General features: G+C 72.5%; 23 protein-coding genes, 1 tRNA gene and 1 pseudogene. 13 read left to right on the top strand and 12 right to left on the bottom strand.

The window, feature by feature from the left end:
• Nucleotides 1-38: 38 nt before the first annotated feature.
• The 5 genes and pseudogenes from ABCQ75_RS04435 (at nucleotide 39) to ABCQ75_RS04455 (ending at nucleotide 5067) form a co-directional block, all read left to right on the top strand.
• Nucleotides 39-323 (top strand): hypothetical protein, encoded by a 285-nt coding sequence (locus ABCQ75_RS04435; protein WP_345883335.1) that lies wholly within the window; start codon nucleotides 39-41, stop codon nucleotides 321-323.
• A gap of 9 nt (nucleotides 324-332) precedes the next feature.
• Nucleotides 333-1334 carry a dihydroxyacetone kinase subunit DhaK gene (gene dhaK, locus ABCQ75_RS04440; RefSeq protein ID WP_345883336.1) on the top strand — a complete coding sequence of 334 codons (1002 nt, stop codon included), beginning with the start codon at nucleotides 333-335 and terminating at the stop codon, nucleotides 1332-1334.
• Nucleotides 1334-1948 (top strand): annotated as a pseudogene (gene dhaL / locus ABCQ75_RS04445) (dihydroxyacetone kinase subunit DhaL); the annotation flags it as partial. The gene dhaK and the pseudogene dhaL, both read left to right, overlap by 1 nt.
• A 110-nt stretch (nucleotides 1949-2058) precedes the next feature.
• Nucleotides 2059-2805 (top strand): dihydroxyacetone kinase phosphoryl donor subunit DhaM, encoded by a 747-nt coding sequence (gene dhaM / locus ABCQ75_RS04450; RefSeq protein WP_345883338.1) that lies wholly within the window; start codon nucleotides 2059-2061, stop codon nucleotides 2803-2805.
• Between the two features lie 66 nt (nucleotides 2806-2871).
• Nucleotides 2872-5067, top strand: a complete 2196-nt coding sequence (locus ABCQ75_RS04455) for a S9 family peptidase (protein WP_345883340.1) — start codon at nucleotides 2872-2874, stop codon at nucleotides 5065-5067.
• 214 nt (nucleotides 5068-5281) lie between these two features.
• Here the strand turns inward: ABCQ75_RS04455 and ABCQ75_RS04460 are convergent, their stop codons facing one another.
• Nucleotides 5282-6925: a DUF222 domain-containing protein gene (locus ABCQ75_RS04460; RefSeq protein WP_345883341.1), complete on the bottom strand. Its 1644-nt coding sequence runs from the start codon at nucleotides 6923-6925 to the stop codon at nucleotides 5282-5284.
• Nucleotides 6926-7186: 261 nt separating this feature from the next.
• Here ABCQ75_RS04460 and ABCQ75_RS04465 point away from each other — a divergent pair, with 261 nt between their 5' ends.
• Nucleotides 7187-7753 (top strand): amino-acid N-acetyltransferase, encoded by a 567-nt coding sequence (locus ABCQ75_RS04465; protein WP_345883342.1) that lies wholly within the window; start codon nucleotides 7187-7189, stop codon nucleotides 7751-7753.
• A gap of 98 nt (nucleotides 7754-7851) precedes the next feature.
• On the opposite strand, the gene ABCQ75_RS04470 is transcribed toward ABCQ75_RS04465, so the two are convergent.
• On the bottom strand, nucleotides 7852-8298 hold the full coding sequence (locus tag ABCQ75_RS04470) for a hypothetical protein (RefSeq protein WP_345883344.1): 447 nt from the start codon (nucleotides 8296-8298) through the stop codon (nucleotides 7852-7854).
• Between the two features lie 182 nt (nucleotides 8299-8480).
• Nucleotides 8481-9503: an HhH-GPD family protein gene (locus ABCQ75_RS04475; RefSeq protein ID WP_345883757.1), complete on the bottom strand. Its 1023-nt coding sequence runs from the start codon at nucleotides 9501-9503 to the stop codon at nucleotides 8481-8483.
• Nucleotides 9504-9586: 83 nt separating this feature from the next.
• Here ABCQ75_RS04475 and ABCQ75_RS04480 point away from each other — a divergent pair, with 83 nt between their 5' ends.
• The gene (locus tag ABCQ75_RS04480) at nucleotides 9587-10372 is read left to right on the top strand and encodes a hypothetical protein (RefSeq protein ID WP_345883346.1); all 786 of its coding nucleotides are present in this window, start codon (nucleotides 9587-9589) and stop codon (nucleotides 10370-10372) included.
• A gap of 62 nt (nucleotides 10373-10434) precedes the next feature.
• Here ABCQ75_RS04480 and disA read toward each other — a convergent pair whose 3' ends face one another.
• From disA to ABCQ75_RS04495, 3 genes are all read right to left on the bottom strand, one after another.
• Entirely contained in the window at nucleotides 10435-11511 is a 1077-nt protein-coding gene (gene disA / locus ABCQ75_RS04485) for a DNA integrity scanning diadenylate cyclase DisA (protein WP_345883348.1), read from the bottom strand.
• Between the two features lie 186 nt (nucleotides 11512-11697).
• Nucleotides 11698-13113, bottom strand: a complete 1416-nt coding sequence (radA, locus tag ABCQ75_RS04490; RefSeq protein WP_345883350.1) for a DNA repair protein RadA — start codon at nucleotides 13111-13113, stop codon at nucleotides 11698-11700.
• A gap of 68 nt (nucleotides 13114-13181) precedes the next feature.
• On the bottom strand, nucleotides 13182-14297 hold the full coding sequence (locus tag ABCQ75_RS04495) for an FUSC family protein (RefSeq protein ID WP_345883352.1): 1116 nt from the start codon (nucleotides 14295-14297) through the stop codon (nucleotides 13182-13184).
• Nucleotides 14298-14565: 268 nt separating this feature from the next.
• Here ABCQ75_RS04495 and pstS point away from each other — a divergent pair, with 268 nt between their 5' ends.
• From pstS to pstB, 4 genes are all read left to right on the top strand, one after another.
• Nucleotides 14566-15678 (top strand): phosphate ABC transporter substrate-binding protein PstS, encoded by a 1113-nt coding sequence (gene pstS, locus ABCQ75_RS04500; RefSeq protein WP_345883354.1) that lies wholly within the window; start codon nucleotides 14566-14568, stop codon nucleotides 15676-15678.
• Nucleotides 15679-15910: 232 nt separating this feature from the next.
• Nucleotides 15911-16822, top strand: coding sequence for a phosphate ABC transporter permease subunit PstC (pstC, locus tag ABCQ75_RS04505; protein ID WP_345883758.1), 912 nt, complete (start codon nucleotides 15911-15913; stop codon nucleotides 16820-16822).
• Between the two features lies 1 nt (nucleotide 16823).
• Nucleotides 16824-17930, top strand: coding sequence for a phosphate ABC transporter permease PstA (gene pstA, locus ABCQ75_RS04510; RefSeq protein ID WP_345883356.1), 1107 nt, complete (start codon nucleotides 16824-16826; stop codon nucleotides 17928-17930).
• Between the two features lie 45 nt (nucleotides 17931-17975).
• Nucleotides 17976-18755 carry a phosphate ABC transporter ATP-binding protein PstB gene (gene pstB, locus ABCQ75_RS04515; protein ID WP_345883358.1) on the top strand — a complete coding sequence of 260 codons (780 nt, stop codon included), beginning with the start codon at nucleotides 17976-17978 and terminating at the stop codon, nucleotides 18753-18755.
• 197 nt (nucleotides 18756-18952) lie between these two features.
• Here the strand turns inward: pstB and ABCQ75_RS04520 are convergent, their stop codons facing one another.
• The 4 genes from ABCQ75_RS04520 to ABCQ75_RS04535 all read right to left on the bottom strand — a co-directional run bounded on the left by ABCQ75_RS04520 (nucleotide 18953) and on the right by ABCQ75_RS04535 (nucleotide 21762).
• Nucleotides 18953-19972 carry an inorganic phosphate transporter gene (locus ABCQ75_RS04520; protein ID WP_345883359.1) on the bottom strand — a complete coding sequence of 340 codons (1020 nt, stop codon included), beginning with the start codon at nucleotides 19970-19972 and terminating at the stop codon, nucleotides 18953-18955.
• Complete coding sequence (locus ABCQ75_RS04525; RefSeq protein ID WP_345883360.1) at nucleotides 19973-20590, bottom strand: nuclease PIN; 618 nt, start codon at nucleotides 20588-20590, stop codon at nucleotides 19973-19975.
• 334 nt (nucleotides 20591-20924) lie between these two features.
• Nucleotides 20925-21581, bottom strand: coding sequence for a hypothetical protein (locus ABCQ75_RS04530; protein WP_345883362.1), 657 nt, complete (start codon nucleotides 21579-21581; stop codon nucleotides 20925-20927).
• A gap of 108 nt (nucleotides 21582-21689) precedes the next feature.
• A tRNA-Lys gene (locus ABCQ75_RS04535) sits at nucleotides 21690-21762 on the bottom strand.
• A 108-nt stretch (nucleotides 21763-21870) separates the two neighbouring features.
• On the opposite strand from ABCQ75_RS04535, the gene ABCQ75_RS04540 reads away from it, so the two are divergent.
• A complete protein-coding gene (locus ABCQ75_RS04540) occupies nucleotides 21871-22464 on the top strand; it encodes a cysteine hydrolase family protein (protein ID WP_345883364.1) in 594 nt (197 codons plus the stop codon).
• 197 nt (nucleotides 22465-22661) lie between these two features.
• Entirely contained in the window at nucleotides 22662-24323 is a 1662-nt protein-coding gene (locus ABCQ75_RS04545) for a substrate-binding domain-containing protein (protein WP_345883366.1), read from the top strand.
• A gap of 93 nt (nucleotides 24324-24416) precedes the next feature.
• Here ABCQ75_RS04545 and ABCQ75_RS04550 read toward each other — a convergent pair whose 3' ends face one another.
• Entirely contained in the window at nucleotides 24417-24626 is a 210-nt protein-coding gene (locus tag ABCQ75_RS04550) for a dodecin (protein ID WP_345883368.1), read from the bottom strand.
• 161 nt (nucleotides 24627-24787) lie between these two features.
• On the bottom strand, nucleotides 24788-24991 hold the full coding sequence (locus ABCQ75_RS04555) for a hypothetical protein (protein WP_345883369.1): 204 nt from the start codon (nucleotides 24989-24991) through the stop codon (nucleotides 24788-24790).
• Between the last annotated feature and the right edge of the window lie 19 nt (nucleotides 24992-25010).

Here is a 25010-nt window from a genome sequence, read left to right on the forward strand (position 1 = left end):
CCGCGAAGCCACCGCCGCCGTCTCGAGGAAGGGAAGCCATGAGCAGCGAAACCCCGGAGAACACCGAGAGCACCGAGAACACCGAGAGCGCAGGGAGCGTCGCCGAGGGCGGAGGCCGCGGATCGCTCGGCGGAGGCGGCTACGGCGAGCCCACGCCGGAACAGGAGATGGGCGGCGAGGACCCCCAGTCCGAGTTCGGGAACCGTGCCGATGCGGACGAGCTTGCTGCCGAGGGGCGCGACCCTGAGCAGGCCGGCGGGCAGCGGGCCGGCGACGAGCAGGCCGGCGGGCAGCAGGCCACCGAGGAGCAGGGCGAGGACTGAGGAGCGCTAGTGAAGAAGCTCATCAATGACCCGCGGGCGGTCGTGGACGAATCGGTCGAGGGCTTCGGGATGGCACATCCCGGCCTGGTGAGCGTCCACCCGGATCCCCTGTACGTCTCCCGCGCGGGCGGCGCGGTTCCGGGGAAGGTAGGCCTCGTCTCGGGCGGCGGCAGCGGACACGAGCCGCTCCACGCCGGCTACGTTGGCCTCGGGATGCTGGACGCCGCGGTCCCCGGGGCAGTCTTCACCTCGCCCACACCGGACGCGATCATCCCGGCGACACAGGCCGCGGACGGAGGCGTCGGCGTCGTCCATATCGTGAAGAACTACACGGGGGACGTGCTCAACTTCGAGACCGCGGCCGAGATGTGCGCGGCCGAGGGGATCGAGGTGCGCACGGTGCTCGTCAACGACGACGTCGCGGTCGAGGACTCCCTGTACACGGCCGGCCGGCGCGGCGTGGCAGGCACGGTCCTGGTCGAGAAGATCGCCGGCGCCGCGGCCGAGCGCGGCGACTCCCTCGACGCGGTCGCGGCGATCGGCGAGAGGGTCGCGCAGAACGTGCGCTCGATGGGCCTCGCGCTCACGGCGTGCACGGTCCCCCATGCCGGGAAGCCGAGCTTCGAGCTCGCGGACGACGAGATCGAGATCGGGATCGGGATCCACGGCGAGCCGGGCCGTCAGCGCGTGGGGCTCGAGCCCGCGGACGCGCTCACGGAGCACCTCCTCGGTCCCGTGGCGGATGATCTCGGGCTGGCCGGAGGGGAGCAGGTGCTCCTCCTCGTCAACGGGATGGGCGGCACGCCGCTCTCAGAGCTGTACGTCGTGTACCGGCGCGCCGCCCAGCTCCTCGCGGACCGCGGGGTCGCGGTGGTGCGCAGCCTCGTGGGCAACTACGTGACGTCGCTCGAGATGCAGGGGGCCTCGGTCACGGTGCTGCGGCTGGACGACGAGATGACCGGGCTCTGGGACGCCCCCGTCCACACGGCAGCGCTGCGATGGGGGGTGTGATGACGGCGCTCGACGCGGCCTGGGCGGTCCGCTGGCTGCGCGAGGGCGCCCGGGTGATCGCAGACCACCGGGAGGAGCTCATCGACCTCGACCGCGCGATCGGCGACGGCGACCACGGCGAGAACATGGACCGGGGCTTCGCGGCGATCGCGGCGAAGCTCGACGAGGAGACGCCGGCCTCCGTCGCGGCGGCGCTGAAGATGGCGGCGATGATGCTCATGAGCAAGGTCGGCGGTGCCGCCGGCCCGCTCTACGGCACGGCGTTCCTGCGGGCCTCGACCGCGGCCGGGCAGGCCGAGCACCTCGATGGGCCCGCCGTCGCGGCGATACTCATGGCAGCGCGGGACGGGATCGTTGCCCGTGGCAAGGCCGAGCCCGGGGACAAGACGATGGTGGACGCGTGGACGCCCGCGGTGGAGGCGGCCACGCGCGCCTCGGACGGGCAGGCCGCCCTGGGTGCCGCCGCCGATGCCGCCGAGGCCGGGGCCCAGGCCACGAAGCCGCTCGTGGCGCGCAAGGGCCGCGCGAGCTACCTCGGCCAGCGCAGCGCCGGCCACCTCGACCCGGGGGCGGTCTCGAGCGCGCTCCTGCTCCGCGCCGCCGTGACCGCGGCCATGAGCGAGATCGGCACGGGCCGCGCCGGCAGCCCCGGATCTGGCAGCGCCGGATTTGGCAGCCCCGGAGCCGGCAGCCCAGGATCGGGTGCCGCGCCGGAGGCCGGGGCGTGAGCCCGGTCGGCCTGCTGATCGTCTCCCACAGCGAACGCCTCGCCGAGGGCGTGGTGGAGGTGGCCCGCCAGATGGCGGCCTCGGTCCCGCTCGTTGCGGCGGGAGGGACGGACGACGGCGGGGTGGGCACCTCGTTCGAGAAGGTCCTCACGGGCGTCGCTGCGGCAGACACGGGGGAGGGTGTCGTGGTGCTGGCGGATCTCGGCTCGGCGGTCATGACGGCCGAGTCCGTGCTCGAGTTCCTCGACGACGAGCAGCGCGACCGGGTGCGGATTGCGGATGCGGCACTCGTGGAGGGCGCGGTGGCGGCAGCCGTGGCGGCGCACGCGGGGGCAGGGGTCGACGCCGTCGTCCGGGCTGCCGAGGAGGCCGTCGCCGGGGTGCGGGACGAGGACGGCCCCGGCCACGGCGCGCCCCGTGACTTCGGCGAGTCGGATGACCTCGCCTACGCGGGGGAGCTGGCCCGCCTGGCGGGCCCGGACCGGCCCACCGAGCAGGCGATGCTCACCCTCGTGAACCCGATGGGCCTCCACGCCCGGCCCGCCGCGGTGCTCGCGGGGCGCCTCTCGTCCTTCGACGTCGAGGTGACGGTGAACGGGGTGGATGCCCAGTCCGTCATGGCGCTCATGGCGCTAGGCGCGGGACAGGGGGCGACGCTCGTCGTCGAGGCCGCGGGGCCGGACGCGACGCGTGCCGTGGACTTCGTCCGCAAGCAGGTCCAGGAGGGCTTCGGAGAGGTGTGAAAGAACTGTTTCACCAATAGTGAACGCCCCTGTGCTCCGCGTCACATCCCGGGTTGAATCGGAGGCATGAGCGCAGAGCCCCAGACACTTGTCCCCCACGGCGCAGCCGATTCGGCCCCAGCCCCCCACGGCGCAGTCACCGGGGCCCCAGCGCCCGAGACCCCGTTCCACGACCTCTCCCACTATGTAGTCATCCCGCGGCTCTCCGGCCTCTCGCTGAGCGCGGACGGGACCCGGCTCATCACCGCGGTGGCAACGCTCTCGGGGGACGCGACCGAGTACGTGAGCGCCCTGTGGGAGGTGGACCCGACGGGGTCGCGTCCGGCCCGCCGCCTGACCCGTAGCGCCAAGGGCGAGGCCGGGGCGGCCTTCGCCGCGAACGGTGACCTCTACTTCACCTCGGCGCGGCCGAACCCCGAGAAGCCGGACGAGGACCCCGTCAACGCGCTCTGGCTCCTGCCGGCCGCCGGCGGGGAGGCGAGGGTCGTGCTCAGCCGGTGCGGCGGCGTCGACCGCGTCATCACGGCCCGTGATGCCGACGCCGCGTTCGTGCAGGCCTCCGTCCTCGCGGGGAGCGCCGACGAGGAGGACGACGAGGCGCGCCGCAAGGCCCGCAAGGAGGCGAAGGTCGCGGCGATCCTGCACTCCTCCTACCCGGTGCGGTTCTGGGACGCGGACCTCGGGCCGGCCGCGCCGAGCCTCTTCGCGCTCGAGGCCGCCGGGCCCTCCGGCCCTGGCCTGCCCACGACCGTGGACGAGGGTCCCGCGCGCCGCCTTCGCCCCCTCACCCAGGGGATCGGCGCCGGGCTCCGCAACAGGGAGACGCACGCGAGCCCGGACGGCACCACCCTCTACACGACGGTCGCGCGGCCGCTCGCGAAGGCGGACCTGCGGACCGAGCTCGTCGCCGTCGACGTCGCCACGGGCACGCGCCGCACCCTCCTCTCCGCGGACGGCGCGGATTTCGCTGCGGGCCCGGTGAGCCCGGACGGGCGCACGGTGGCGGTCGTCGTCGAGCCCCACACGACGCCGTCCCAGTCCTACCGCTCCGAGCTCCACCTCCTCGACGTGTCCAGCGGACAGCTGCGCCGCCTCGCCGCGGGCTGGGACCGTTTCCCGCACCCCGCCGCATGGCTTCCGGACGGCTCGGCGCTGCTCGTCACGGCGGACGACGCCGGCCGCTCGCCCGTCTTCCGCATCGCCATCGCGAGCGGTGAGGTCACGAGGGTGACGCACGACGACGCCGCGTACACCGACGTCGTCGTCTCGCCGGACGGCGCGCACGCCTACGCGCTGCGCAGCTCCTACCTCTTCCCTCCGGAGGCCGTGCGGATCGACATCACGACCGGGGAGGCGACCCGCCTGCCCGGCCCGGTGGAGCGGCCGGCCATCCCGGGCCGGCTCGAGGAGGTCACGGGCACGGCCGAGGACGGCACCCCGTTGAGGGCCTGGCTGGCTCTGCCCGAGACGGGCGATGCGGGCGATGAAGGTGAGGCGGGCGAGGCGACGGGGAGCCACGGCAAGGGCGACGCCGGCCGGCACCCCCTCCTGCTGTGGATCCACGGCGGGCCGATCGGCTCGTGGAACGCGTGGACGTGGCGCTGGAGCCCGTGGCTCATGACTGCGCAGGGCTATGCGGTGCTGCTGCCGGACCCTGCCCTGTCCACGGGGTATGGCCAGCGGTTCATCGATCGGGGCTGGAACGCGTGGGGCGATGCGCCGTTCACCGACCTCATGGCCCTCACCGACGCCGCGCTCGAGCGGGACGACCTCGACCCGGAGCGGACCGCAGCGATGGGCGGTTCCTTCGGGGGGTACATGGCGAACTGGGTGGCCGGGCACACGGACCGGTTCAAGGCCATCGTCACGCACGCCAGCCTGTGGGGCCTCGAGGGGTTCGGGCCCACGACAGACATGTCCATGTACTGGGCCCGCGAGATGGACGAGGCGATGACGTCCACTCATTCCCCCCACCGCGCGATCGAGGACATCCGCACTCCCATGCTCGTGATCCACGGGGACAAGGACTACCGGGTTCCCATCGGAGAGGGCCTGCGGCTGTGGTACGAGCTCCTCTCGCGCTCGCAGCTCGCCACCGACGAGCACGGCCGCACCCCGCACCGCTTCCTCTACTTCCCGGACGAGAACCACTGGATCCTCAAGCCCCAGCACGCCAAGGTCTGGTACGCGGTGGTGAACGCGTTCCTCGCGGAGCACGTCCTCGGAGAGTCCCGCGCACTCCCACGCGAGCTGGGGCTGTAGGCGGGCGGGACTGCCCGGCGGACGGGGCGGGCAGCCAAGGCGGGCGGAGCCGCCGGCTGGCCCGGGCCGCCTGACCCGAGCCACCGGCGGGCGGAGCCGCCGGGCAGAGCCGCGGGAGGGCTGAGCCGCGGGAGGGCTGAGCCGCGGGAGGGCTGAGCCGCGGGAGGGCTGAGCCGCGGGAGGGCTGAGCCGCCAGGGCGGTCGCCGATGGCTCTCAGAACGGCGGAGCCTCTGACGGCCGCGAAGGCGCTCGGAACGGTGGCCCCTCCGGGAGCGGCGGTGGCTCGGGCTCGGGCTCGAGCGCCGTCGCCGCTCCCGCCGGTCCCCCGAGGATGTGGTCGCGGTCAAGTGGTTCTGCGGGGTGCTCGAATCCAAGAAGCGTGGTCCACACGACGTCCGCGCCGAGTCGCCTTCCACCCTCGGCGGGCGTCCGGCGGAGCGTGAAGAGGGCGAGCGACTTGAGGGCGTGGTGCTTAGGGCAGAGCAGTGCCAGATTGTCGGCATCGGTGGGGCCGCCGTCCTGCCATTCGACGATGTGGTCGATCTCCGAGCGCCGCGCTGCCCGCGTGCATCCCGGGACCCTGCAGGCGCCATCCCGATAGCGGATGAACCGTCTGAGCGACTCCGGCGGCCGGTAGACCGTTCTGCCCAATCTGACGGGCACGCCTTCTGCGTCCGTCCAGAGGCGCTGCCACGTCGGAGCTGCGGCGGCGAGGCCGCGCGCGGTGTGCGCATCGACCACGCCATACCCCTCGAGCTCGGCGACATCGTCCGACGCGCCCAACAGCACCGCTGCCGGAATGTGGACGACGACCTCGGCCCGGACGAGATCGTCCAGAGCCTCGGGAAGGGCGACCGGTTCCGGCAGTGCTTCCGCGGGGGCCGCTGCCGCGGGGGTCTGGTCCGCGGGGGCCGCTGCTGCGGGGGTCTGGTCCGTGGGGGCCGCTGCTGCGGGGGTCTGGTCCGTGGGGGCCGCTGCTGCGGGGGTCTGGTTCGCGGGGGCCGCTGCTGCGGGGGTCTGGTCCGCGGTGGCCGGTGCCGCCGGGGTCTGGTCCGCGGCCCGCGCGGGCTGCGGCGGCCGGCTGCCGCCCGAAGGTCCCGTCCCGGGGCGGGCGCCGTGGGCGAGCAGTGCCTGTGCGAGGGCGTCGGCCCGCAGCTGGGGCGTGGTCCGGTACTCTCCGTCGGCGCCGCGGGCGGCCCGGGCGATGGCATCGACCCGCTTGTACGCCGCAATGCCGATCTCGGCGGGCAGCAGGGCTGTCAGCGTGCACATTCCGTCATCCTCGGGCCGGAGCCAGACGCCCCGGTCAGCCGTGGCCTTGGCGCGCCGCTCCGTGATCGACTCGGGATGCCGCCGCTCCCGCATGCCCTTCACTGCGATGCGCAGCTCGCCCGGCGTCCGCAGGTGGCCCTTGCGCGTGCGCAGCCGGCCCAGCGCCTCCATGCCGAGGAGTTCGGCCGCCTCGGGGGGAAGCGTGGAGGCCTGGTCGACGATGACCTTGGCATGGGCCTCGCTGATGTCCCCCGCGAGCAGGGCCTCGTGGACCGCAGGGTGAGTGTTGACGAGCGAGTCTGAGAAGTTCACGGCCCGTGCGGCCGCCGCCTCCGACGTCCCGGCCACGAGCGCGACCTCGGAGACAGTGGCGGCATGGGCGAGGTCACCGTCAAGGCGGAGCGGCTGTCCGTCACGGCCGTTGAGCGGCTCCTCGGCGATCTGCTGGGCCAGCAGATTCACGAGGAAGGCCCTCAGCGCAGCGCTGTAGGCGTCGAAGTCCGCCAGCGCCTTGAGCGTCCTCGCCGCGCCATGAGGAGCCGTGAGGACCGCCGGGTCGACCCACAGTGCCCCACGAAGGGCCATCCGGTCCCGTGACGTGAAGGGAAGTGCCGCTCCGGGGGGAACGGCAGCAGCTGCCGTCGGACTGTGCACTCGCTCTCCCCCTTCCCTTCCCGCGAGGTCCGCGGTGATTCGACCTAAATCTATTCGAACATGTGTTCGATTCTAATCGCCGGTTCGGTTCCTGCCAAGTGCCCGCCGGGAATGCGGCTGCAGCCCGCGCCTCCGGGCCGCGCCCCGCGGCGGCGAGGGCCCGGCATCGTGCGCCGCCCTAGGATTGAACGCATGACCGCAGCCCACCCGCGCCAGCATGCCGGACCCGACGCCGCCCCGCCGTTCACCCTGCGGCGTGCCCGCACGACCGACGTGCCGGCGATCAAGGCGCTCGTGGCGCCCCTTGCGGAGCGGCGCATCCTCATCTCCAAGGAGACGGTCGCCTACTACGAGGCCATCCAGGAGTTCCGGGTCGCGGAGACGCCCGAGGGCGAGGTGATCGGCTGCGGCGCCCTCCACGTCATGTGGGAGGACCTCGCCGAGGTGCGCACGCTCGCCGCCGCGGACCACTGGCGCGGGCGCGGCGTGGGCCACGCCCTCGTCGAGCAGCTCTTGAGGGATGCGCACGACGTCGGGGTGCAGAGGGTCTTCTGCCTCACCTTCGAGGTGGGGTTCTTCGAGCGGCACGGATTCGAGGTCATGGCGGACCAGTCGCCCGTGGCGCTCGAGGTGTACTCCGAGCTGCTGCGCTCGCACGACGAGGGCGTGGCCGAGTTCCTCGACCTGGCCCGGGTCAAGCCGAACACCCTGGGCAACACGCGGATGCTCGCCTGGCTCGGCGGCCGGGCGCGCGAGTAGGCCCGAGGGCGCGCGAGTAGGCCCGAGGGCGCGAGCAGGCCCGTGGGCTCGGAGCCGGCGGGTCCGGGCGGGCCGGGCGCTGCGGTATGGGGCGGCCACTAGGGCTTGGCGTGGAGGCCCTGCGAGTCCAGGACCACCACCGCGCGGATGAACTTCCCGCAGTGCTCGCCGAACGGGTACTCGGCGATCGGGGTGAAGTCGAGCCGGTGGAGCGCTGTGGGGCCCGGCCTGCCGGTGGTCGAGGACTCCATCACGCGCACGGTGAGGGCGATCTGCTCCTCCGTGAGCACCCCCATGTCCAGATGCGCGACGCGGGGCTGGCCCGGATCCCCGTACGGGTCCGCGGGGAGGAGCTCGAGCCTGTCCTCCCGGCAGTTGGTGCCCTGGCACGCCCGGGCCCACAGTGCCGTGATGGACTCGGCGTCCTGGGTGGGGACCTCGATCGTCACGAAGGGCGCGGCCGCGATGGCCGGGCACGGCCGCGGCTCCAGGACGACGCACCCGCTGAGGGCCATCGCGAGCGCGAGCGGCAGGAACCCCAGCACAGTCCGCCGATTCCCCGTCTGGCAGGCTCTCCTCTGGCGGGTTTCCCTCTGCCGGATGGACATGCTTCAGGCTAGGCGCCGGGCAGACGGTGCGGACAGTCCGGAACGGCGGCGATCGGGCCACAGAACGGTCACGCCACGACAGCCGAGGCAGGAGGGCCCGGCTCCCCGGCCCGGCCGGGTCAGGGCAGCCGCAGGCCGCCGTCGACCTCGACCGCGAGGCCGTCCGCGATGAGCCCCTCGAGCGCGCGGTGGAGCTGCTCGGGGCCCGTGTTGAGTGCGTGGAGCCGGGCGAGCGCTGCGGCGACGGTGCCCGGGGCGATCCCGGGACGTGGCGGGGTGCCCAGGGTGCCCGGGGTGCCCGGGGCGGGGGCCGCCGTGAAGAGCTCCCGCGCCACGGGGCGCTCGGCCGCACGGAGCACGGCCATGGCGGCGCCGCGCACCTGCCGGTCGGTCCCATGCCATGCCTGCCCCTTGGGCACATAGGAGGGCGGCGGCTCGCCGGCGGCCCGCCAGGCGCACTCATGCGCCACGGGGCATGCGTCGCAGCGGGGGCTCCGTGCGGTGCACACGAGCGCGCCGAGCTCCATGACGCCGACGTTCCAGCGGACGGAGGCATCGTCGTCGTGCGGGAGGAGCGCTGCCGCCCGCCGCTGTTCCGCGGCCGTGAGGGAGGGCGCGGGGAGCGCGTCGCCGCCCAGGAGTCGCGCGTGGACGCGCCGGATGTTCGTGTCCACCACGGTGGCCCGGTGCCCGAACGCGAACGCCGCGACTGCCGCCGCGGTGTACGCGCCCACGCCGGGCAGCGCGAGCAGCCCCTCCTCGGTGCCGGGCAGCTCGCCCCCGTGCTCGGCGGCGATGACGGACGCCGCGGCATGGAGCCGGAGCGCCCTGCGCGGGTAGCCGAGCCGTCCCCACGCGCGCACCGCCTCGCCGGGCGCCTCGGCCGCGAGGTCCGCGGGCCGCGGCCAGCGTTCCATCCACTCGCGCCACACGGGCAGAACCCGCACGACAGGCGTCTGCTGCAGCATCACCTCGCTCACGAGCACGCCCCACGGCGTCCGCTCCGGCGCACGCCAGGGGAGTTCCCGCGCGGCCGCCTCGAACCAGTCCGCCACGGCCCCGTGCAGGCGGGCCAGCCGCTCGGCGGCCTCGGGGCCCGTCTGGGGTGCGGCGCCCTCGCGCGTGCGGGCGACGGCATGCATGCTGATGGGAGCGGGTGTGGGCACGCATCCACTCTAGGCGCCGGCTGCCGGGCACGGGCCAGGGCTGCGCCTAGGCTAGGAGCATGGCACGGAAGGAGACCGAGCGCGGCGCGGGACGGGCATCAAGGGCGGGACAGGCGGGGAAGAAGCCGGCAGGAAGGCCCGCCGCAGGAAGGCCCGCCGCAGGCGCTGCCGGGAGGCCCTCCGGACGCCCCGGACAGCGGCGGCAGAGCCCGGCGGTCTACCGCAGGCGCCGCATCGCGGTCCTCGTCCTGGGCCTCCTCGTCCTCGGGCTCCTCGGCTTCGGCGGCTGGGCGGCCGCGCTCGCGGTCGGCTCGCTCACGGGCGCACCGTGGGCCCCTGGGCCGGGCGGTTCTGCGGGCGGTTCCGGCTCCTCCGCGGCTGCCAGCCCGGGCACGACGGCGACGGGCGCCTCCGCGGGGGCGTCGCCGTCGTCCGCTTCCCCGGGCGCCTCACCCACGCCGAGCTGCAGCCGCGAGCTCATCACCGTGACCGCGTCCACCGACAAGCCCGTGTACCAGCCCACGGAGAAGCCCCTCTTCACCCTCCGCGTCACGAACGGCAACCCCCTCCCCTGCGAGGTGAACGTGGGCACCTCCCAGATGGAATTCCTCGTGGTGAGCGGCACGGACCGGATCTTCTCGTCCAAGGACTGCCAGGCAGACTTCAAGGACCTGCCCAAGGTGATCCCCGCGGGCAAGTCCGAGGCCGCGAACTTCCCGTGGCCGCGGACCCGCAGCGTGGAGGGATGCCGGGCGGTCAAGGTCGCGCCCAAGCCCGGCTACTACGTGCTCACGGCCTCGCTCGGAGCCACGACCAGCTCGAAGGCGGTCTTCGAGCTGAAGTAGGCCTGCCCTCAGTCGGCCGCGGGCTGGACACAGCAGTGCTGGACGCGGCAGCCCGGGCGGGCTCAGAGGAAGCGGTCGAGGAGGCTAGCCTCTGCCATGCGGCTGAGGCCCTCGCGCACGGTGCGGGCGCGCTGCTCGCCGATTCCGTCCACCACCATGAGGTCCTCGATCGTGGCTGCCATGAGGTTCTGCAGGCCGCCGAAGTGGTCCACGAGCCGGTCCGCGACGGCGCGGGGCACCGGCTTGAGGCCCGAGATGAGACGGTACCCGCGCGGCTGGACATGGGCATCGAGGAAGTCCGAACCGCCCGCGTAGCCGAGGATCGCGGCGATGCGGTTGAGGTCGATGAGCTCCGCGCTCGAGAGTTCCATGAGGGCCTGGACCGCGCCGTCGATCGTCTCGGAGGTGGTGTCGTCTCCCGCGTAGTCGCGGATCACCACGTCGCTCCCGGCGCCGAGGCCCGCTGTGAGCTCCTCGAGCTGGAGCGAGAGGAGGCGGCCGTCGTCGCCGAGCTCGAGCACGTACTGGGCGATCTCCTCGGAGATGCGCCGCACCATCTCCTGCCGCTGGAGCGCCTGCGCCACGTCGCGGACGGTGACCATGGCCTCGATCTCGAGGGCGGAGAGGGAGTTGGTCACCTGGGCGAGGCGGGCACGGTAGCGCTCGAGGGTCGCGAGAGCCTGGTTCGCGCGGGCCAGTACCCGCTCGGAGTCCTCGATGACGTGGCGGAGGCCGCGCACGTAGAGGGCGATGATCTGCATGGACTGGCTCACGGAGACCACGGGGAGCCCGGTCTGGATGGCCACGCGCTCGGCGGTGCGGTGGCGGGTGCCGGACTCGTGCGTCTCGATGGTGGAGTCCGGGACGAGGTGCACGGCCGCGCGGACGATCGTCTTGGCCTCGCGGTCCGTGACGATTGCGCCGTCCATCTTCGCGAGCTCGCGGAGGCGGGTGGGGGAGAAGTCGATGCCGATCTCGAACCCGCCCGAGCACAGGGACTCCACCGTCGGGTTGTAGCCGAGGACGATCAGGGCGCCGGTGCGGCCGCGCAGGATCCGCTCGAGGCCGTCCCGGAGGGCGGTTCCGGGTGCGACCTGGGCCAAGGTGGCCTTGAGCACTTCCTCGGGCGTCCGCGCCATTCGTTGTCCCTTGTCTCGTCCGCGGGCGCTGCACCTCGGCCGGCGCGGCGCGTGCCTGCGCAGGCACGGCTCCATGCTATCGGCGCGATCGGCGCGGAGTACGGGGAGTCTGCAGGCCCGCGGGACGCAAATGTACAACGATTCGGCCAGCGCCGGTAGGGCCTTCTGCCAGCGGATCCTTCCGGGTCAGCTGCCCGGGATGAGGAGCTCGAGGGCTTCGGCGACGTGCGCGACCTCGCGGACCTTGAAGCCCTCGGGCACCTCGCCGGGACCGGTGGGACTCGCGGGGACCACCGCATGCGTGAAGCCGAGCCGGTGGGCCTCCTGGATGCGCCGGTTGATGCCCGGCACGGGCCGCACCTCACCGGCCAGCCCGACCTCGCCGAAGGCGATGAGGCGCTCAGGGAGCGCGATCCGCGACTTGGCGGATGCGACCGCCAGCGCCACGGCGAGGTCTGTGGCCGGTTCGCTCAGCTTCACTCCGCCCACGGTGGCCACGTAGGAGTCGTCCTTGTGCAGGAGGCACCCGGCCCGCTGCTGGAGCACCGCGAGGAGCATGGCCACACGTGAGGAGTCGAGCCCGCTCGTCGCGCGGCGCGGCTGGCCCGCTGCGCTCTCGGCGAGGAGGGACTGCACCTCGGCGAGCAGGGGCCGCCGGCCCTCCATTGTGACGGTGATGCACGTGCCGGAGACAGGCTCGCGCGTGCGCGAGACGAAGAGCCCGGACGGATCGGTGACGCTCAGGATCCCCGCCTCGGTGAGGTCGAAGCAGCCCACCTCGTCCGTGGGGCCGTACCGGTTCTTCACAGCGCGCAGGAGCCGCAGGCGCGAGTGTCGCTCGCCCTCGAACTGGCACACCACGTCCACGAGGTGCTCGAGCAGGCGCGGCCCGGCGATCGAGCCGTCCTTGGTCACGTGGCCCACGAGCAGCGTCGTCATGTTCCGCCGCTTCGCCGCCGCGATGAGCGAGGCTGCCACTTCGCGCACCTGCGAGACGCCGCCCGCACTGCCATCCACCTCGGGGCTCGAGAGGGTCTGGACCGAGTCGACGATGAGCAGCTGCGGCTCGAGCTTCTCGACGTGGCCGAGCGCCTGTGCGAGGTCCGTCTCCGCGGCGAGGAACAGCCGCGGCGCGACGGCGCCGATCCGCTCGGCCCGCAGCTTCACCTGGGCCGCGGACTCCTCGCCCGTCACGTAGAGGACGTCCCGTGCCCCGGCAGCCCCGGTCTCCCGGGCGCCGGCCACCTTCGCGGCGACGTCCAGCAGGAGGGTGGACTTGCCGACGCCGGGCTCCCCGGCCAGGAGGATGACGGCACCGGGCACGAGGCCCCCGCCGAGGACGCGGTCGAGCTCGCTGGCCCCCGTGGGGAGGAATGAGGCGTGGGTCGCGTCCACGTCCGCAATGGGCCTGGCCGGTTCGAGGACGGTCGCGGCCGCCGTGGTCCGCGCGACGACGGCGCCGACCTCCTCGACCGTTCCCCAGGCCTGGCACTCGCCGCAGCGGCCCACCCACTTGGCCGTGGTCCAGCCGCATTCGGCGCAGCGGTAGCCGGGGGCCTTGCCGGCACGGGCGGTGCTGCGCGCAGAGGTCTTCGTCGCCATGGTCCCAAGGCTACGGGAGGCGTCCGACACTCCGGCGCCTCTTCTCCCCAGAGCGGTCCCGCCCCTCCTCACAGCGCCGGGAGCAGCGCGACGGCGTCCTCATGGGTGTGCCCCGTGGCCTCGAGGAGGTCCACGAGCAGGGGCCGGAGGAGGATCACGAGCGCCTCGCCCTCGAGCCGCTCCACCTCAAGGCTTCTGGGATGGGCGCGCGCGGCGATGACGGCGAGCTCGGCCCGCGCGGTCCGCATCTGCGCCTCGCGCTCCTCCCGCCGCTCGGCCACGAGACCCAGCGCCACGTCGTCGAGCGCGTCCGCGGTGTCCTCGAGGAGGCCCGCGATCTGCTCCGCCGCCTCGCGCGTGAGCGCGGCGTTGTTGATCACTGAGGTGAGCCGCCGCGCCACGACGCGGCCATTGCGCATCGCGAGGTCAAGGTAGCCCACGGCATCCGCGAGCTCCTCGATCTCGGTGCGGTGCCGGCGGTAGGCGGGTGCGATCGTGGCGACCTCGGAGGAGCTGCGGAGCGTGGCCGTGATCGAGTCCAGGAGCTGCTGCGAGCTGCGGCCCCGCACGAGGGCGTGCCACGCGCGGGTGGAATCGGCGTCCGCGAGGGCTGCGGCGCATTCGCGCAGCATGGTGGAGAACTCGTCCACGAGCTGGCGCACATCCCGCCGCGGCTGGACGCGCGGGTCGCGCGGCAGGACTGCGGTGATCACGAGCGCGGTGAGGCCGCCGACGACGGCGTCCAGGCTCCGCGTGAACGGCCCGCCGTCGGGGGCTGGCAGGAGCACGACGAGGAGCGACTGCAGGCCGAGCTGGGTGGCGAAGATGACCCCGCGGTCGAGGAAGCGGGCCACGAGCAGCGAGACGAAGAGAATGACGCCGGCCTGCCAGATCCCCGGCCCGATGACGTGCATGAGGAGGTCGCCGACCGCGATCCCGAGGGTGCATCCGAGGGCGACCTCGAGGGTCTTGCGGATGGTGAGGTCCCGGCCGAAGCTGAGCGAAATGAGGGCCGAGGTCGCGGCGAAGATCGGTCCATTGTGGCCGAGGACGCCCTCGGCGATGACATAGGCGAGCACGGCGGCGACCGTCATGCCGACGGCGGGGAGGACCGAGCGGCCCGCGCGGGTCAGACCGGACGCGACGAAGGCCCGCACGAGGGCCTGCGGGCTCGTCCTGTCCATACAGGCAGTCTAGGTTGGGCGTCCGGCCGGAGGGCCCGATGCGGCCCTCGCCACGGCCTGTTCACGGGCATTTCCCCTTGCCATAGCACCGTGTTCGCCTAGGCTGGGTGTGACATAGGCGACAGTGAGCGGGCTGGGCCGTCATTCGATGTCCGTGCCTCGTTCACCTTCCGTTAACCATCGACGACGAGAGTCTTTACCTGACGGCCCTAGGTTCGTCCGAAGTACGGATCGTACGCACCCAAACCACCCTGAAAGGGGTTCTTTCGTGAAGGCTCTCCGTTTCGGCCGCCTCTCGGCCGTTGCTGTTGTCGCCGCCGGCGCGCTCGCCCTGTCCGCCTGCGGTTCGGACAACGCCACCGGCACCCAGACTTCCGGCGCCGCCGGCTCCGGCGTCACCGGCACCCTGACGGGCGCTGGCTCCTCCGCCCAGGGCGCTGCCATGGACGCGTGGAAGACCGGCTTCGCTGCCGCCAACTCCGGCGCGACCGTGCAGTACTCCCCGGACGGCTCGGGCGCCGGCCGCAAGGCCCTCCTCGACGGTTCGGCCCAGTTCGCCGGCTCGGACGCTGCGCTCAAGGACGAGGAGCTGGAGAAGGCCAAGGAGATCTGCGGCCCCGAGGGCGCCATCGACGTCCCGGTCTACATCTCCCCGATCGCCGTGGCGTTCAACCTCCCCGAGGTCAAGGAGCTCAAGCTCGACGCCGAGACCATCGCCAACATCTTCCGCGGCAAGATCGCCAAGTGGAACGACCCGGCGATCGCGAAGCTCAACGAGGGCGTCTCCCTCCCGGACCTCAAGGTCACCCCGGTTCACCGTTCGGATGACTCGGGCACCACGAAGAACTTCACCGAGTACCTCTCCGCTGTGGCCCCGTCGGTGTGGACCGACAAGGCCGATGGCGAGTGGCCGTCCTCGCTCGCCGGCGAGAACGCCAAGGGCACCTCGGGCGTCGTCAAGGTCGTCACGGACACCCCGGGTGCCGTGACCTACGCGGACGACTCGGCCGTCTCCGGCAAGCTCGGCACCGCTTCCCTCAAGGTCGGCGAGGAGTTCGTGAAGATCTCCGCCGAGGCCGCTGCCAAGGCCGTCGAGGTCAGCAAGCAGGCCGAGGGCCGCGCGGCCAACGACCTCGCCATCAAGCTCGACCGCAAGACCACCGAGGCCGGCACCTACCCGCTCGTCCTCGTCTCCTACCACGTCCTCTGCACCACGTACGCTGACCAGAAGACCGTGGACCTCGTGAAGGCGTTCGAGAACTACGTCGTCTCGGAGGAGGGCCAGAAGGCCGCTGCCGAGTCGGCCAAGTCCGCGCCGCTCTCCTCGGCCCTCGCCGAGAAGGCCAAGACTGCGATCGACTCGATCAAGGTCAAGTCCTAACCTGTAGTTCCCGGGCCTGGCGCCCGTGAACCACCCCGGTTCCACGCCTCCGCCGCCGCTGTCCAGTGACAGCGGCGGCGGTGGTGCGTGGAACCTGTCCATGTTCGGAGCGTTCCCCCAAGCCGTTCCGGGCTCCTCGCCGGCAGCCGAGCTGCCGTAGACACCAGGAAGGGTCCCTGTGACCACAGCGCCAGCACGACAGACCGAAGGGGCGCGAAGCGTCCCTGCCGCGATCGCGGCAGGGGACAGCCCACGCGGCGACAAGGTCTTCTCCACCCTCGCCCTCGTGGCCGGGTGCCTCATCCTCGCGGTGCTCTTCGGCGTCGCGGCGTTCCTCATCGTCCAGGCCATGCCGGCCTTCCTCGCCGACCCGGCCGATATGCCCGGCGGCGAGGGCTTCTTCGCCTACATCTGGCCGATCGTGATCGGCACGGTCATCGCCGCCGCGATCGCTCTCGTGATCGCGACCCCCATCGCCATCGGCGTGGCCCTCTTCATCACGCACTTCGCCCCCCGCCGCATCGCCGCCGGCCTCGGCTATGTGGTGGACCTCCTCGCGGCCATCCCGTCCGTCATCTACGGCGCATGGGGAGCCGCCTTCCTGGCGAAGGAGATCTCGCCGGCCTACGCGTGGATGACGCAGAACCTCGGCTGGATCCCGATCTTCGAAGGCCCCGCGTCCGCGACGGGCAAGACCATCCTCACGGCGGGGATCGTCCTCTCTGTCATGGTCCTGCCGATCATCACGTCCCTCTCCCGCGAGATCTTCCTCCAGACCCCGAAGCTGCACGAGGAGGCCGCCCTGGCCCTCGGCGCCACGCGGTGGGAGATGATCAGGATGGCTGTGTTCCCGTTCGCGCGGCCCGGTGTCATCAGCGCCGTGATGCTCGGGCTCGGCCGCGCCCTCGGTGAGACCATGGCCGTTGCGCTGGTCCTCTCCTCGGGTGCCCTCACGGTGAGCCTGCTCCAGTCCGGCAACCAGACGATCGCGGCCGAGATCGCCCTGAACTTCCCCGAGGCCTCGGGGCTCAAGGTCTCCATCCTCATCGCGGCGGGCCTGGTGCTCTTCCTCATCACCCTCGCGGTCAACATGGTGGCGCGCTGGATCATCAGCCGCCACAAGGAATTCTCGGGAGCCAACTGACATGACCACCACAGCAGTCACGCCCCGCCGCTCCAAGCTCACCCGCGGTCGCCTGCCCGGGTTCGCGCCGTGGGCCTCGCTCGCCGCGGCCCTTGTTCTCGCGGCCGCGATCGTCGCGGTCCCTGGCTTCAACGCGTTCGGCTGGGCCGTCCTCTCCGCCATCCTCTTCGCGGTCATCTACGTCTCCTGGAGCCGGATCGTGGAGGGTGGCCGCAAGGCTGCCGACAAGCTCGCCACATGCCTCGTGGTGGGGGCCTTCATCGTCGCGCTCCTGCCGCTCGTCTCGGTCATCTGGACCGTGCTCGTCGCCGGCATCCCGGGCATGCTCACCCCGGGCTTCTTCACCACGTCCATGAACGGCGTGACCGGCGTGTTCGACAACCGGGCAGTGGAGGACGGCGCGCGCGTCCTCGGCGGCATCTACCATGCCCTCGTCGGCACTCTGTGGATCACCCTCCTCGCCACCGTCATCTCCGTTCCCGTGGGTCTCCTCACCGCGATCTACCTCGTCGAGTACGGCGGCGAGCGGCCGCTCGCGAAGGCCATCACGTTCCTCGTGGACGTCATGACCGGCATCCCCTCGATCGTGGCCGGCCTCTTCGCCGCTGCGTTCTTCCTCGTGGTCGTCGGCCCGGGCACCAAGACCGCCTTCGTCGCCGCCGTGGCCCTCTCGGTGCTCATGATCCCGGTGGTGGTGCGCTCGAGCGAGGAGATGCTCAAGATCGTCCCGAACGAGCTGCGGGAGGCCTCCTACGCGCTCGGCGTGCGCAAGTGGCGCACCATCCTCAAGGTCGTCATCCCGACGGCGATCTCGGGCATCGCCTCTGGCGTCACCCTCGCGATCGCGCGCGTGATCGGCGAGACGGCACCGATCCTCGTGACGGCGGGCTTCGCGACAGGCATCAACAGCAACCCGTTCTCGGGCTGGATGTCCTCGCTCCCGACCTTCATCTACACGCAGATCCTGAACCCGACCTCGCCGTCCAACCCCGGCCCCTCGGAGCAGCGGGCCTGGGGCGCGGCGCTCGTGCTCATCATCCTCGTGATGCTGCTGAACCTCATTGCCCGTCTCGTGGCCAAGGCCTTCGCGCCCAAGACCGGCCGCTGAACCGCCCACGCAGACCACTTTTCTGACCTGAAGAACTGAGGAACCATGTCCAAGCGAATCGACGTCAAGGACCTGAACGTCTACTACGGCGACTTCCGTGCCGTGGAGGGCGTCAACATCAGCATCGACGCCAAGTCGGTCACCGCCTTCATCGGCCCCTCCGGCTGCGGCAAGTCCACCTTCCTGCGCACGCTCAACCGCATGCACGAGGTGCTCCCGGGCGCCCGGGTCGAGGGCCACGTGCTCCTCGACGGGGACGACCTCTACGGCCCGGGAGTCGACCCGGTGGCCGTGCGCTCCCATGTCGGCATGGTGTTCCAGCGGCCCAATCCGTTCCCCACGATGTCCATCCGGGACAACGTCCTGGCCGGCGTGAAGCTCAACAGCAAGCGCATCTCCAAGTCCGCCGCGGACGAGCTCGTCGAGTCCTCCCTCCAGGGCGCCAACCTGTGGAACGAGGTCAAGGACCGTCTCGACAAGCCCGGCTCTGGCCTCTCCGGCGGCCAGCAGCAGCGCCTCTGCATCGCGCGCGCCATTGCGGTCAAGCCGGACGTGATCCTCATGGACGAGCCCTGCTCGGCGCTCGACCCGATCTCCACCCTCGCGGTCGAGGACCTCATCAACGAGCTCAAGGAGAACTACACGGTCGTCATCGTCACGCACAACATGCAGCAGGCGGCGCGCGTGTCCGACAAGACGGCGTTCTTCAACATCGCGGGCACCGGCAAGCCCGGCAAGCTCATCGAGTACGCCGACACCTCGACCATCTTCAACAACCCGAGCCAGAAGGCCACCGAGGACTACGTGTCCGGCCGATTCGGGTGATCAGGATCCCCGTCCGGTGCCCTCGCGGGACTGGGCGGGGTGTTCGGGAGAACCGACGCGGCGGCTGCCGTACCTTGGGGGTGCGGCAGCCGCCGTCGGCTCTCTGCGGGGGCAGTCACCCGCGCGGCGCGCGCCTCAGTCGGCGCCAGCCCGCCGTCGTCCCCCCGCACCAGCCGGACCAGCCGGACCAGCCGCCGTCAGCGGGCGAGGTCGGCCAGCGGCGAGAAGGCGAGGGCGAACACGAAGCCCATCACCGCCGTGGCGAGCGGGGTGAGCAGCCAGAACTGCACCAGCCGGCCCACGAGGCGGCCGTTGACGGCGGCGTAGTCCTGGCTCGCGCCGGCGCCCAGGACCGAGGCGGTCACCGTGTGGGTCGTGGAGAGCGGCCAGTGCAGCGCGAGCGCGCCGAGGAACTGCATGCTGAAGGTGACCAGCTGGGAGACGAACCCCCGCAGGGGATCCACCCGGACCAGCCGGTGGCTCAGCGTGTAGGTGATGCGCCACCCGCCCGAGAGCGTGCCGAGGCCGAACGCGAGCGCGGTGAGGACGATCGCCCACGGCGGGACCGCCGCGAAGCCTGTCGCGGAGCCGAGCGCCGCGATGACGAGGACGGAGAGCACGCGCTGGCCGTCCTGGAGGCCGTGGCCGAACGCCACGATCGAGGATCCGACCGCCTGGGCCGCGCGCAGCGCCGCGTGGGCCCTGCTGGGCTGCGTGTGCCGCGCGATCCAGGTCAGGCCCGGCGTGAGGAAGAACGCCGCGCCGAACGCGAGCAGCGGCGAGAGGACCAGGGGGAGGCCGACGGCGCTCCAGAAGACGGCGTCGAGCCCGCCGGCGCCGCCGTCCCCGACGAGGGAGCCAGCTACGCTCGCGCCGATGAGCCCGCCCACGAGAGCGTGGGTCGAGGACGCGGGGTAGCCGCGCCACCAGCCGTAGATGCCCCACACCCCGGCGCTCACGAGCATCGCCGCGAGGAAGGTCAGGCGGGCGGGGCCGGGCGGGGCCGTGATGAACGTGCCTCCGAAGTAGGTCAGGAGCCACGCGCTCGCCACGACCCCGGCCATGTTGAACAGGGCGGAGAGCACGACGGCGATGCTCGGCGTGAGCGCGCGCGTCCGCACGGTGAGGGCTACTGAGGTGGAGGCATCCCGGAACCCGTTGAGGTACCCGAAGCCCGCCGCCAGGACGACGACGAAGCCTACGAGGATGGGCTCCACTCAGGATTCCTTGACGATGATCCGGCCCACGTAGGTGGCCACGGCGGTGAGCTCCCGGGCCGCGGCCAGGAGCTCGCGGGCGGCCTCCACGCTGCGGGCGTAGTTTGTGATGGAGAGGTCCTTCATGGCCCCGGCGCTCCAGACCCGGTGGGTGTGCTCGGAGCGGCGGATGAGGCGGAGCATGTCCCCCCAGTAGTCCTCGAGGTCGTCCAGGTCGGAGAGCCTGCGCATGGCCGCCGTGGTGAGCTCGGCCTGCCGGTTGACGATCTCGAGCTGGTCCGAGGCCTCGCGGGGGAGCCGCTCGATCCCGTGGAGGTGCAGGAGCTCGCCCACGGCGAGGAGGTGGCCCACGCAGGCGAGGAGGTGGTCCGAGAGGACGAGGAGGTCCTCGCGGGGGAGCGGGTTGACGAAGCTCGTGCGCAGCTGCGTGAGCAGCGTGCGGGAGAGCTCCCCGGTGCGGGAGTCGATGGCGGAGAGGCTCTCGACGAGCTCCTCGTAGTCGCTGCGCCGGGCGCCGAACATCTCGGAGAGGACCTGCACTGCGTGGACGGCCTGCTGGGACATGGCGGCGAGGAGCTCGAGCCCGGCTGTCTCCTGGGGGAAAAGACGAATCTTCATGCGTCTCCGTGCGCTGGGCCATGGGCCGGGGGCGGCGGCTGCGGTGCCCTGTCCTGATACCGCCTCCGTCCGGCGGTCGCCGGCTCTCGCATCTTACGCGAGCGGCTGCGGCCGCGGGCGGGCCCTGGGGCGCGCAGAGGGGGAAGTGATAAAGGCTACGGCGCCGAACCGGGAGCGCCTCTCGGCGGAAGGCCGCTCGAAGCGGCTGAAAGTTGGAGCCCGGGGCTACCGCGGTCCGACGCCTTCTTCAGTGTTCCCCGTTCTCGGGGGTCGAGTCAACCTCGGTGCCCGGCGCGCGTACTGGACCGGATGTCCGCGGGACGAGCTGCCGGCCTCAGTCCAGGTGCCCGTTCCGCCAGGCCTTTGCGGACGCCTCGAGGTCCTCGGCCGTGCGCACGAGCTGGTGGGCGCTCTTGGTGAGCTTGGTCGCGTGCTGGGAGCTGGCCCATTCGGCACTGTCCGCGACCGTGGCCTGCCCGAGCGCCACGACTCGGCAGAATGCGGCCGAGCGTTCGAGCGCGACGTCGAAGTCGCCGTCGAACGCACCCGAGAGGATCGCGTCCGCCATCGCGGTGAGCTCGTCCGCCCCCGGGGGCTCGGCCACGCCGGCGACGGCGTGGGAGACCTGCGCAGTGTCCTTGCCAGCGCGGAAGTACACCGCGATGCGCTCCGGGTCCTGCCTCGTGGCGGCCCGGAGGGCGTAGAGGCGCCACAGGGCGCCGGGGAGGGACCGGGCGGGGCTCTCGGCCCACATTTCGGCGATCGCCTCGAGGCCCTGCTCGTCGGTGAGGCGCACGAGCCGCTGGTGCACCTCGGGATCCTCGCTCTCGCGCCCGCGGTGCACGAGCGCCTTGGCGGCCAGGTGTGCCGCCTCCGAGACCCGCGCGGGGTCAGCGCCGCCGGCGAACGGCTCGAAGTCGATGGGGGCGAAGGGCTTCGGCTTGTGGTGCCGCACCGGCCCTGAGGAGTTGGGGGTTCCGTGCTCGCTCATGCCCAGTACGGTACTCCTCCTGCTGCGGAGTGCCCACGCGGCGGGAGGCGCGAGGGCAGAACTGCACAAGAGGCTCTGGCGGGACGTGGGGCATGCGTAGGAGGTGGGTGGGCCCCGTGGGTCTCGAACCCACGACCCGCGGATTAAAAGTCCGCTGCTCTACCAACTGAGCTAGAGGCCCGGCGACCGGCTCGCGCCGGACGCATCCACTCTAGCGCAGGCGCTGTGCCGCGGGCCGCCGGGGGTCTGGGCTGGTTCCCCTCGGAAGGGCGTGGGTAGTGGCACCACCATGAGACCTGCCCTGCTCGTGATCGACCTGCAGAACGCCTTCTTCGAGGACCCGGCCCTCGCGGTCCAGCGGTCCCGGATCGTCGGCGCGTGCAACGAGCTCATCGGAGCGGCGCGCGATGCGGGAGCGCCTGCGCTGATCGTGCGGACCGAGCACGAGCGCGACCGCTCCACCTGGACCCTCTCGATGCTCGACGACGGGCAGGGCTTCGCGTTCCGCGGCACCGAGCAGGCGGAGCTCCTGCCCGAGCTCGACGCCGAGGGCCTTCCCCAGCTGGTCAAGCGCCGCGACAGCGCGTTCATCGGCACGGACCTCCTCGCCCGCCTGCGCGTGTGGGGCGCCGACAGCGTCCTGCTCGCGGGCGTCTCCGCGCACCTGTGCCTCGCCCAGACGGCGGCCGACGCCTACGCGCACAACGTCCGCGCCTTCTTCGCCGCCGAGGCGATGGGCGCCGAGTCGCCGGAACGCGCGGAGGCGATGCTCGCCGTCGTGCTCGAGGAGTACCGCCAGGAGCGCCTCGCCCAGCACGAGGCGCTTGGATTCATCCGGGCGGGCGCGCTGCCGGCGATGCGCGACGCCCACGACGAGGCGTGACCCGCCCACCCCTCCCGGCCAAGACGGTGAGGCTGTGAGACCCGCCACCCGTCAAGTCATCTTCGCCGCCTATACTGCACTGGCACACCCGGACCTCCCATGGGCTCAGCCACGCCCTGGGCCGGCGTGTGCCTCAAAAGGTCCAGCCCGCGGCCGCACCCCCGGCGGCTGGGCGTGCGGTCAGCGGAAGGAAAACCATGGCGGGTCGACGCGTCGCCGAACGTTCAAGGCGCCCCAGATGGCAGTCGCAGAGGTGGAGGCTCGGACTCCCCACCGTCCTCGTGACGGGGGTCGCGCTCCTCGTGGTCGGCGCGCTCGCCGGCTGGGTGCTCATCCCGCGCCTGGCCGCCGCCTCGGAGTGCGAGTCCACCGAGACCTACACCGTCCTCACCGACGCGACGCTGCTCCCCGCAGTCAATGACGCCGCCTCACGTGTGGACCCGAGCGCGTGCATCGCCTTCGTGGTCGACGTGGCGGACCAGGAGGCCATCGCCGCGCGCGCAGCGAACGGCACCGGGGCGCCGGACGTGTGGATCGCCGACTCCACCCGACGCGTCAACGCCGTCTCCGCCCCGGTCCGGCCTGAGATCGCGGTGCCTTCAGTCGCCTCCTCGCCGCCCGTTGTCGTCGCGGCGAAGGGGGCCAAGGCCCCTGCGTCATGGGCGCAGGCCCTCGGCATGGACGGGCTCGCGCTCGGCGACCCCCTGGCCAGCTCGAGCGCGATGGCCGCCGTCGCCGGGGCGGTCGCGGAGGGGGAGAGCGGCGCCGCGGACGCCAAGGGGATCGCCGCCGCCCTCGCCCGGCTGGCCCTTGCCACAGGGCAGAAGTCCAGCGCGAGCCTCAGCGACTCCGCGCTCCTCGACGCGGCCGAGCGCTCGGGCGCCCCCGCCGTCGTCGCCGAGAGCTCATGGCTCGCCTACGCCGAGGCCCATCCCCAGTCCAGGCTCGCCAGCACGGTCCCCGCCACCGGCTCCGCCCTCGCCGACTACCCGATCGCCGTCACGAGCGGCGACGCCGGGCGGCGTGCCGGCGCTGCCGCGGCGGCGAAGGCGCTCGCGCGCGTCCTGGAGGACGACGCCGGCCGGCGGGCTCTCGCTGCCCGCGACCTCCGCGCCCCCCAGGGCGAGGTGATCCGCAAGGGCGCCTCGCCGTCGTCGGCCGCCGGGGGCGCGGGAACCAAGGTGCTCGCCGCGACGGAGGACGGGCTCGCCAAGGCACTCACCACGTGGGCTCTGCAGGCCATGCCGTTCCGGTCGCTCGTGGTCATGGACGTCTCCGGGTCCATGACGGCCGACGCCGGCGGGAAGTCCCGCATGCAGCTCGTCCAGGAGGGCGCCGCGACGGGCGCCGCGATGTTCCCCAAGACCGCGTCCCTGGGCCTCTGGGCCTTCTCGCGCGAGCTCGGCGGCGCGGGGCAGGACTACCTCGAGCTCGAGGCGCTCCGCCGCATGGACGCCGTGACGGGCGGGAAGACCCAGCGGGACCGGCTCCTCGAGGACATCCGCGGGCTCTCCGGCCGCGTGGGCGGGGCAACCGGCCTCTACGACACGACCCTCGCCGCGTACCGCACGGTCAAGGCCAACTACGACCCGCTCGCGGTCAACAGCGTGATCCTCTTCACCGACGGCGCGAACGACGACCCCGGGTCGATCACCGTCGACCAGCTGCTCGAGGCGCTGGCCCGGGAGAAGGACCCCGCGAAGCCGGTCGTGGTCGTGACGATCGGCATCAGCGATGATGCCGATGCCGCCACGCTCCAGCGCATCGCCGCCGCAACGGGTGGGTCCAGCCACATCGCGAGGGCCCCGGAGGACATCCGCACCGTGTTCACGAAGGCCCTCATCGCACGGACCAGGTGACCGCGCGACGAGGCGGGCCGCGCCAGCTGCCGCGGCCCGGACGCCTTGGTGTGCCGGATTGCCCGGGCGTCTGGGGCGCCTGGGCGGGCCGCGTCAGCGCTCGAGGCGGAAGCCGAGCTTGACCGTGACCTGCCAGTCGGCGATCTTGCCGTCCTCGAGGTGCCCGCGGATGGACTGGACCTCGAACCAGTCGAGGTTCCTGAGGGTCTCCGCGGCGGTGCCGATGGCGTTCCGGATGGCTTCGTCAACCCCATTGGGGCTCGTGCCGACGATCTCGGAGATGCTGTAGGTGTTCCCTGCCATGGTTCCTCCTGTGCGCTCTTCGACTCTGCTGCGACCGCCTCAGTCCGGGCGTTCGGTCCTGCGCTCGCAGACTATCCGCGCACCGTGGACTTGGCCAGAGGCTGTGGTGCCGGCGGGTTCAGGCCCGCGGGCGGCGCGCCCGGCAGGCCCGCGGGGCCGGCTCAGACGAGCCTCCAGACGGCCCGCTGCCCGAGGGCGGCCGGCATGAGGCTGCCCTCCATGACGAAGACCGTCAGCGGATAGGGGCTCCGGCCGCCGTCTGTGCTCCACCAGCCTGTTGCCGGGCAGTGCTCTCCCGTCTGCGCGGGGCGCGGGTTCGACTGGGCCGGGCGGATGGCGCGGCGGCGCGGCGTCTTGGTGTCCATGTGCTCTGTCCTCGTTCTG

The sequence above is a fragment of the Sinomonas halotolerans genome (assembly GCF_039615075.1).
In the GTDB taxonomy this organism is placed as follows: domain Bacteria; phylum Actinomycetota; class Actinomycetes; order Actinomycetales; family Micrococcaceae; genus Sinomonas; species Sinomonas halotolerans.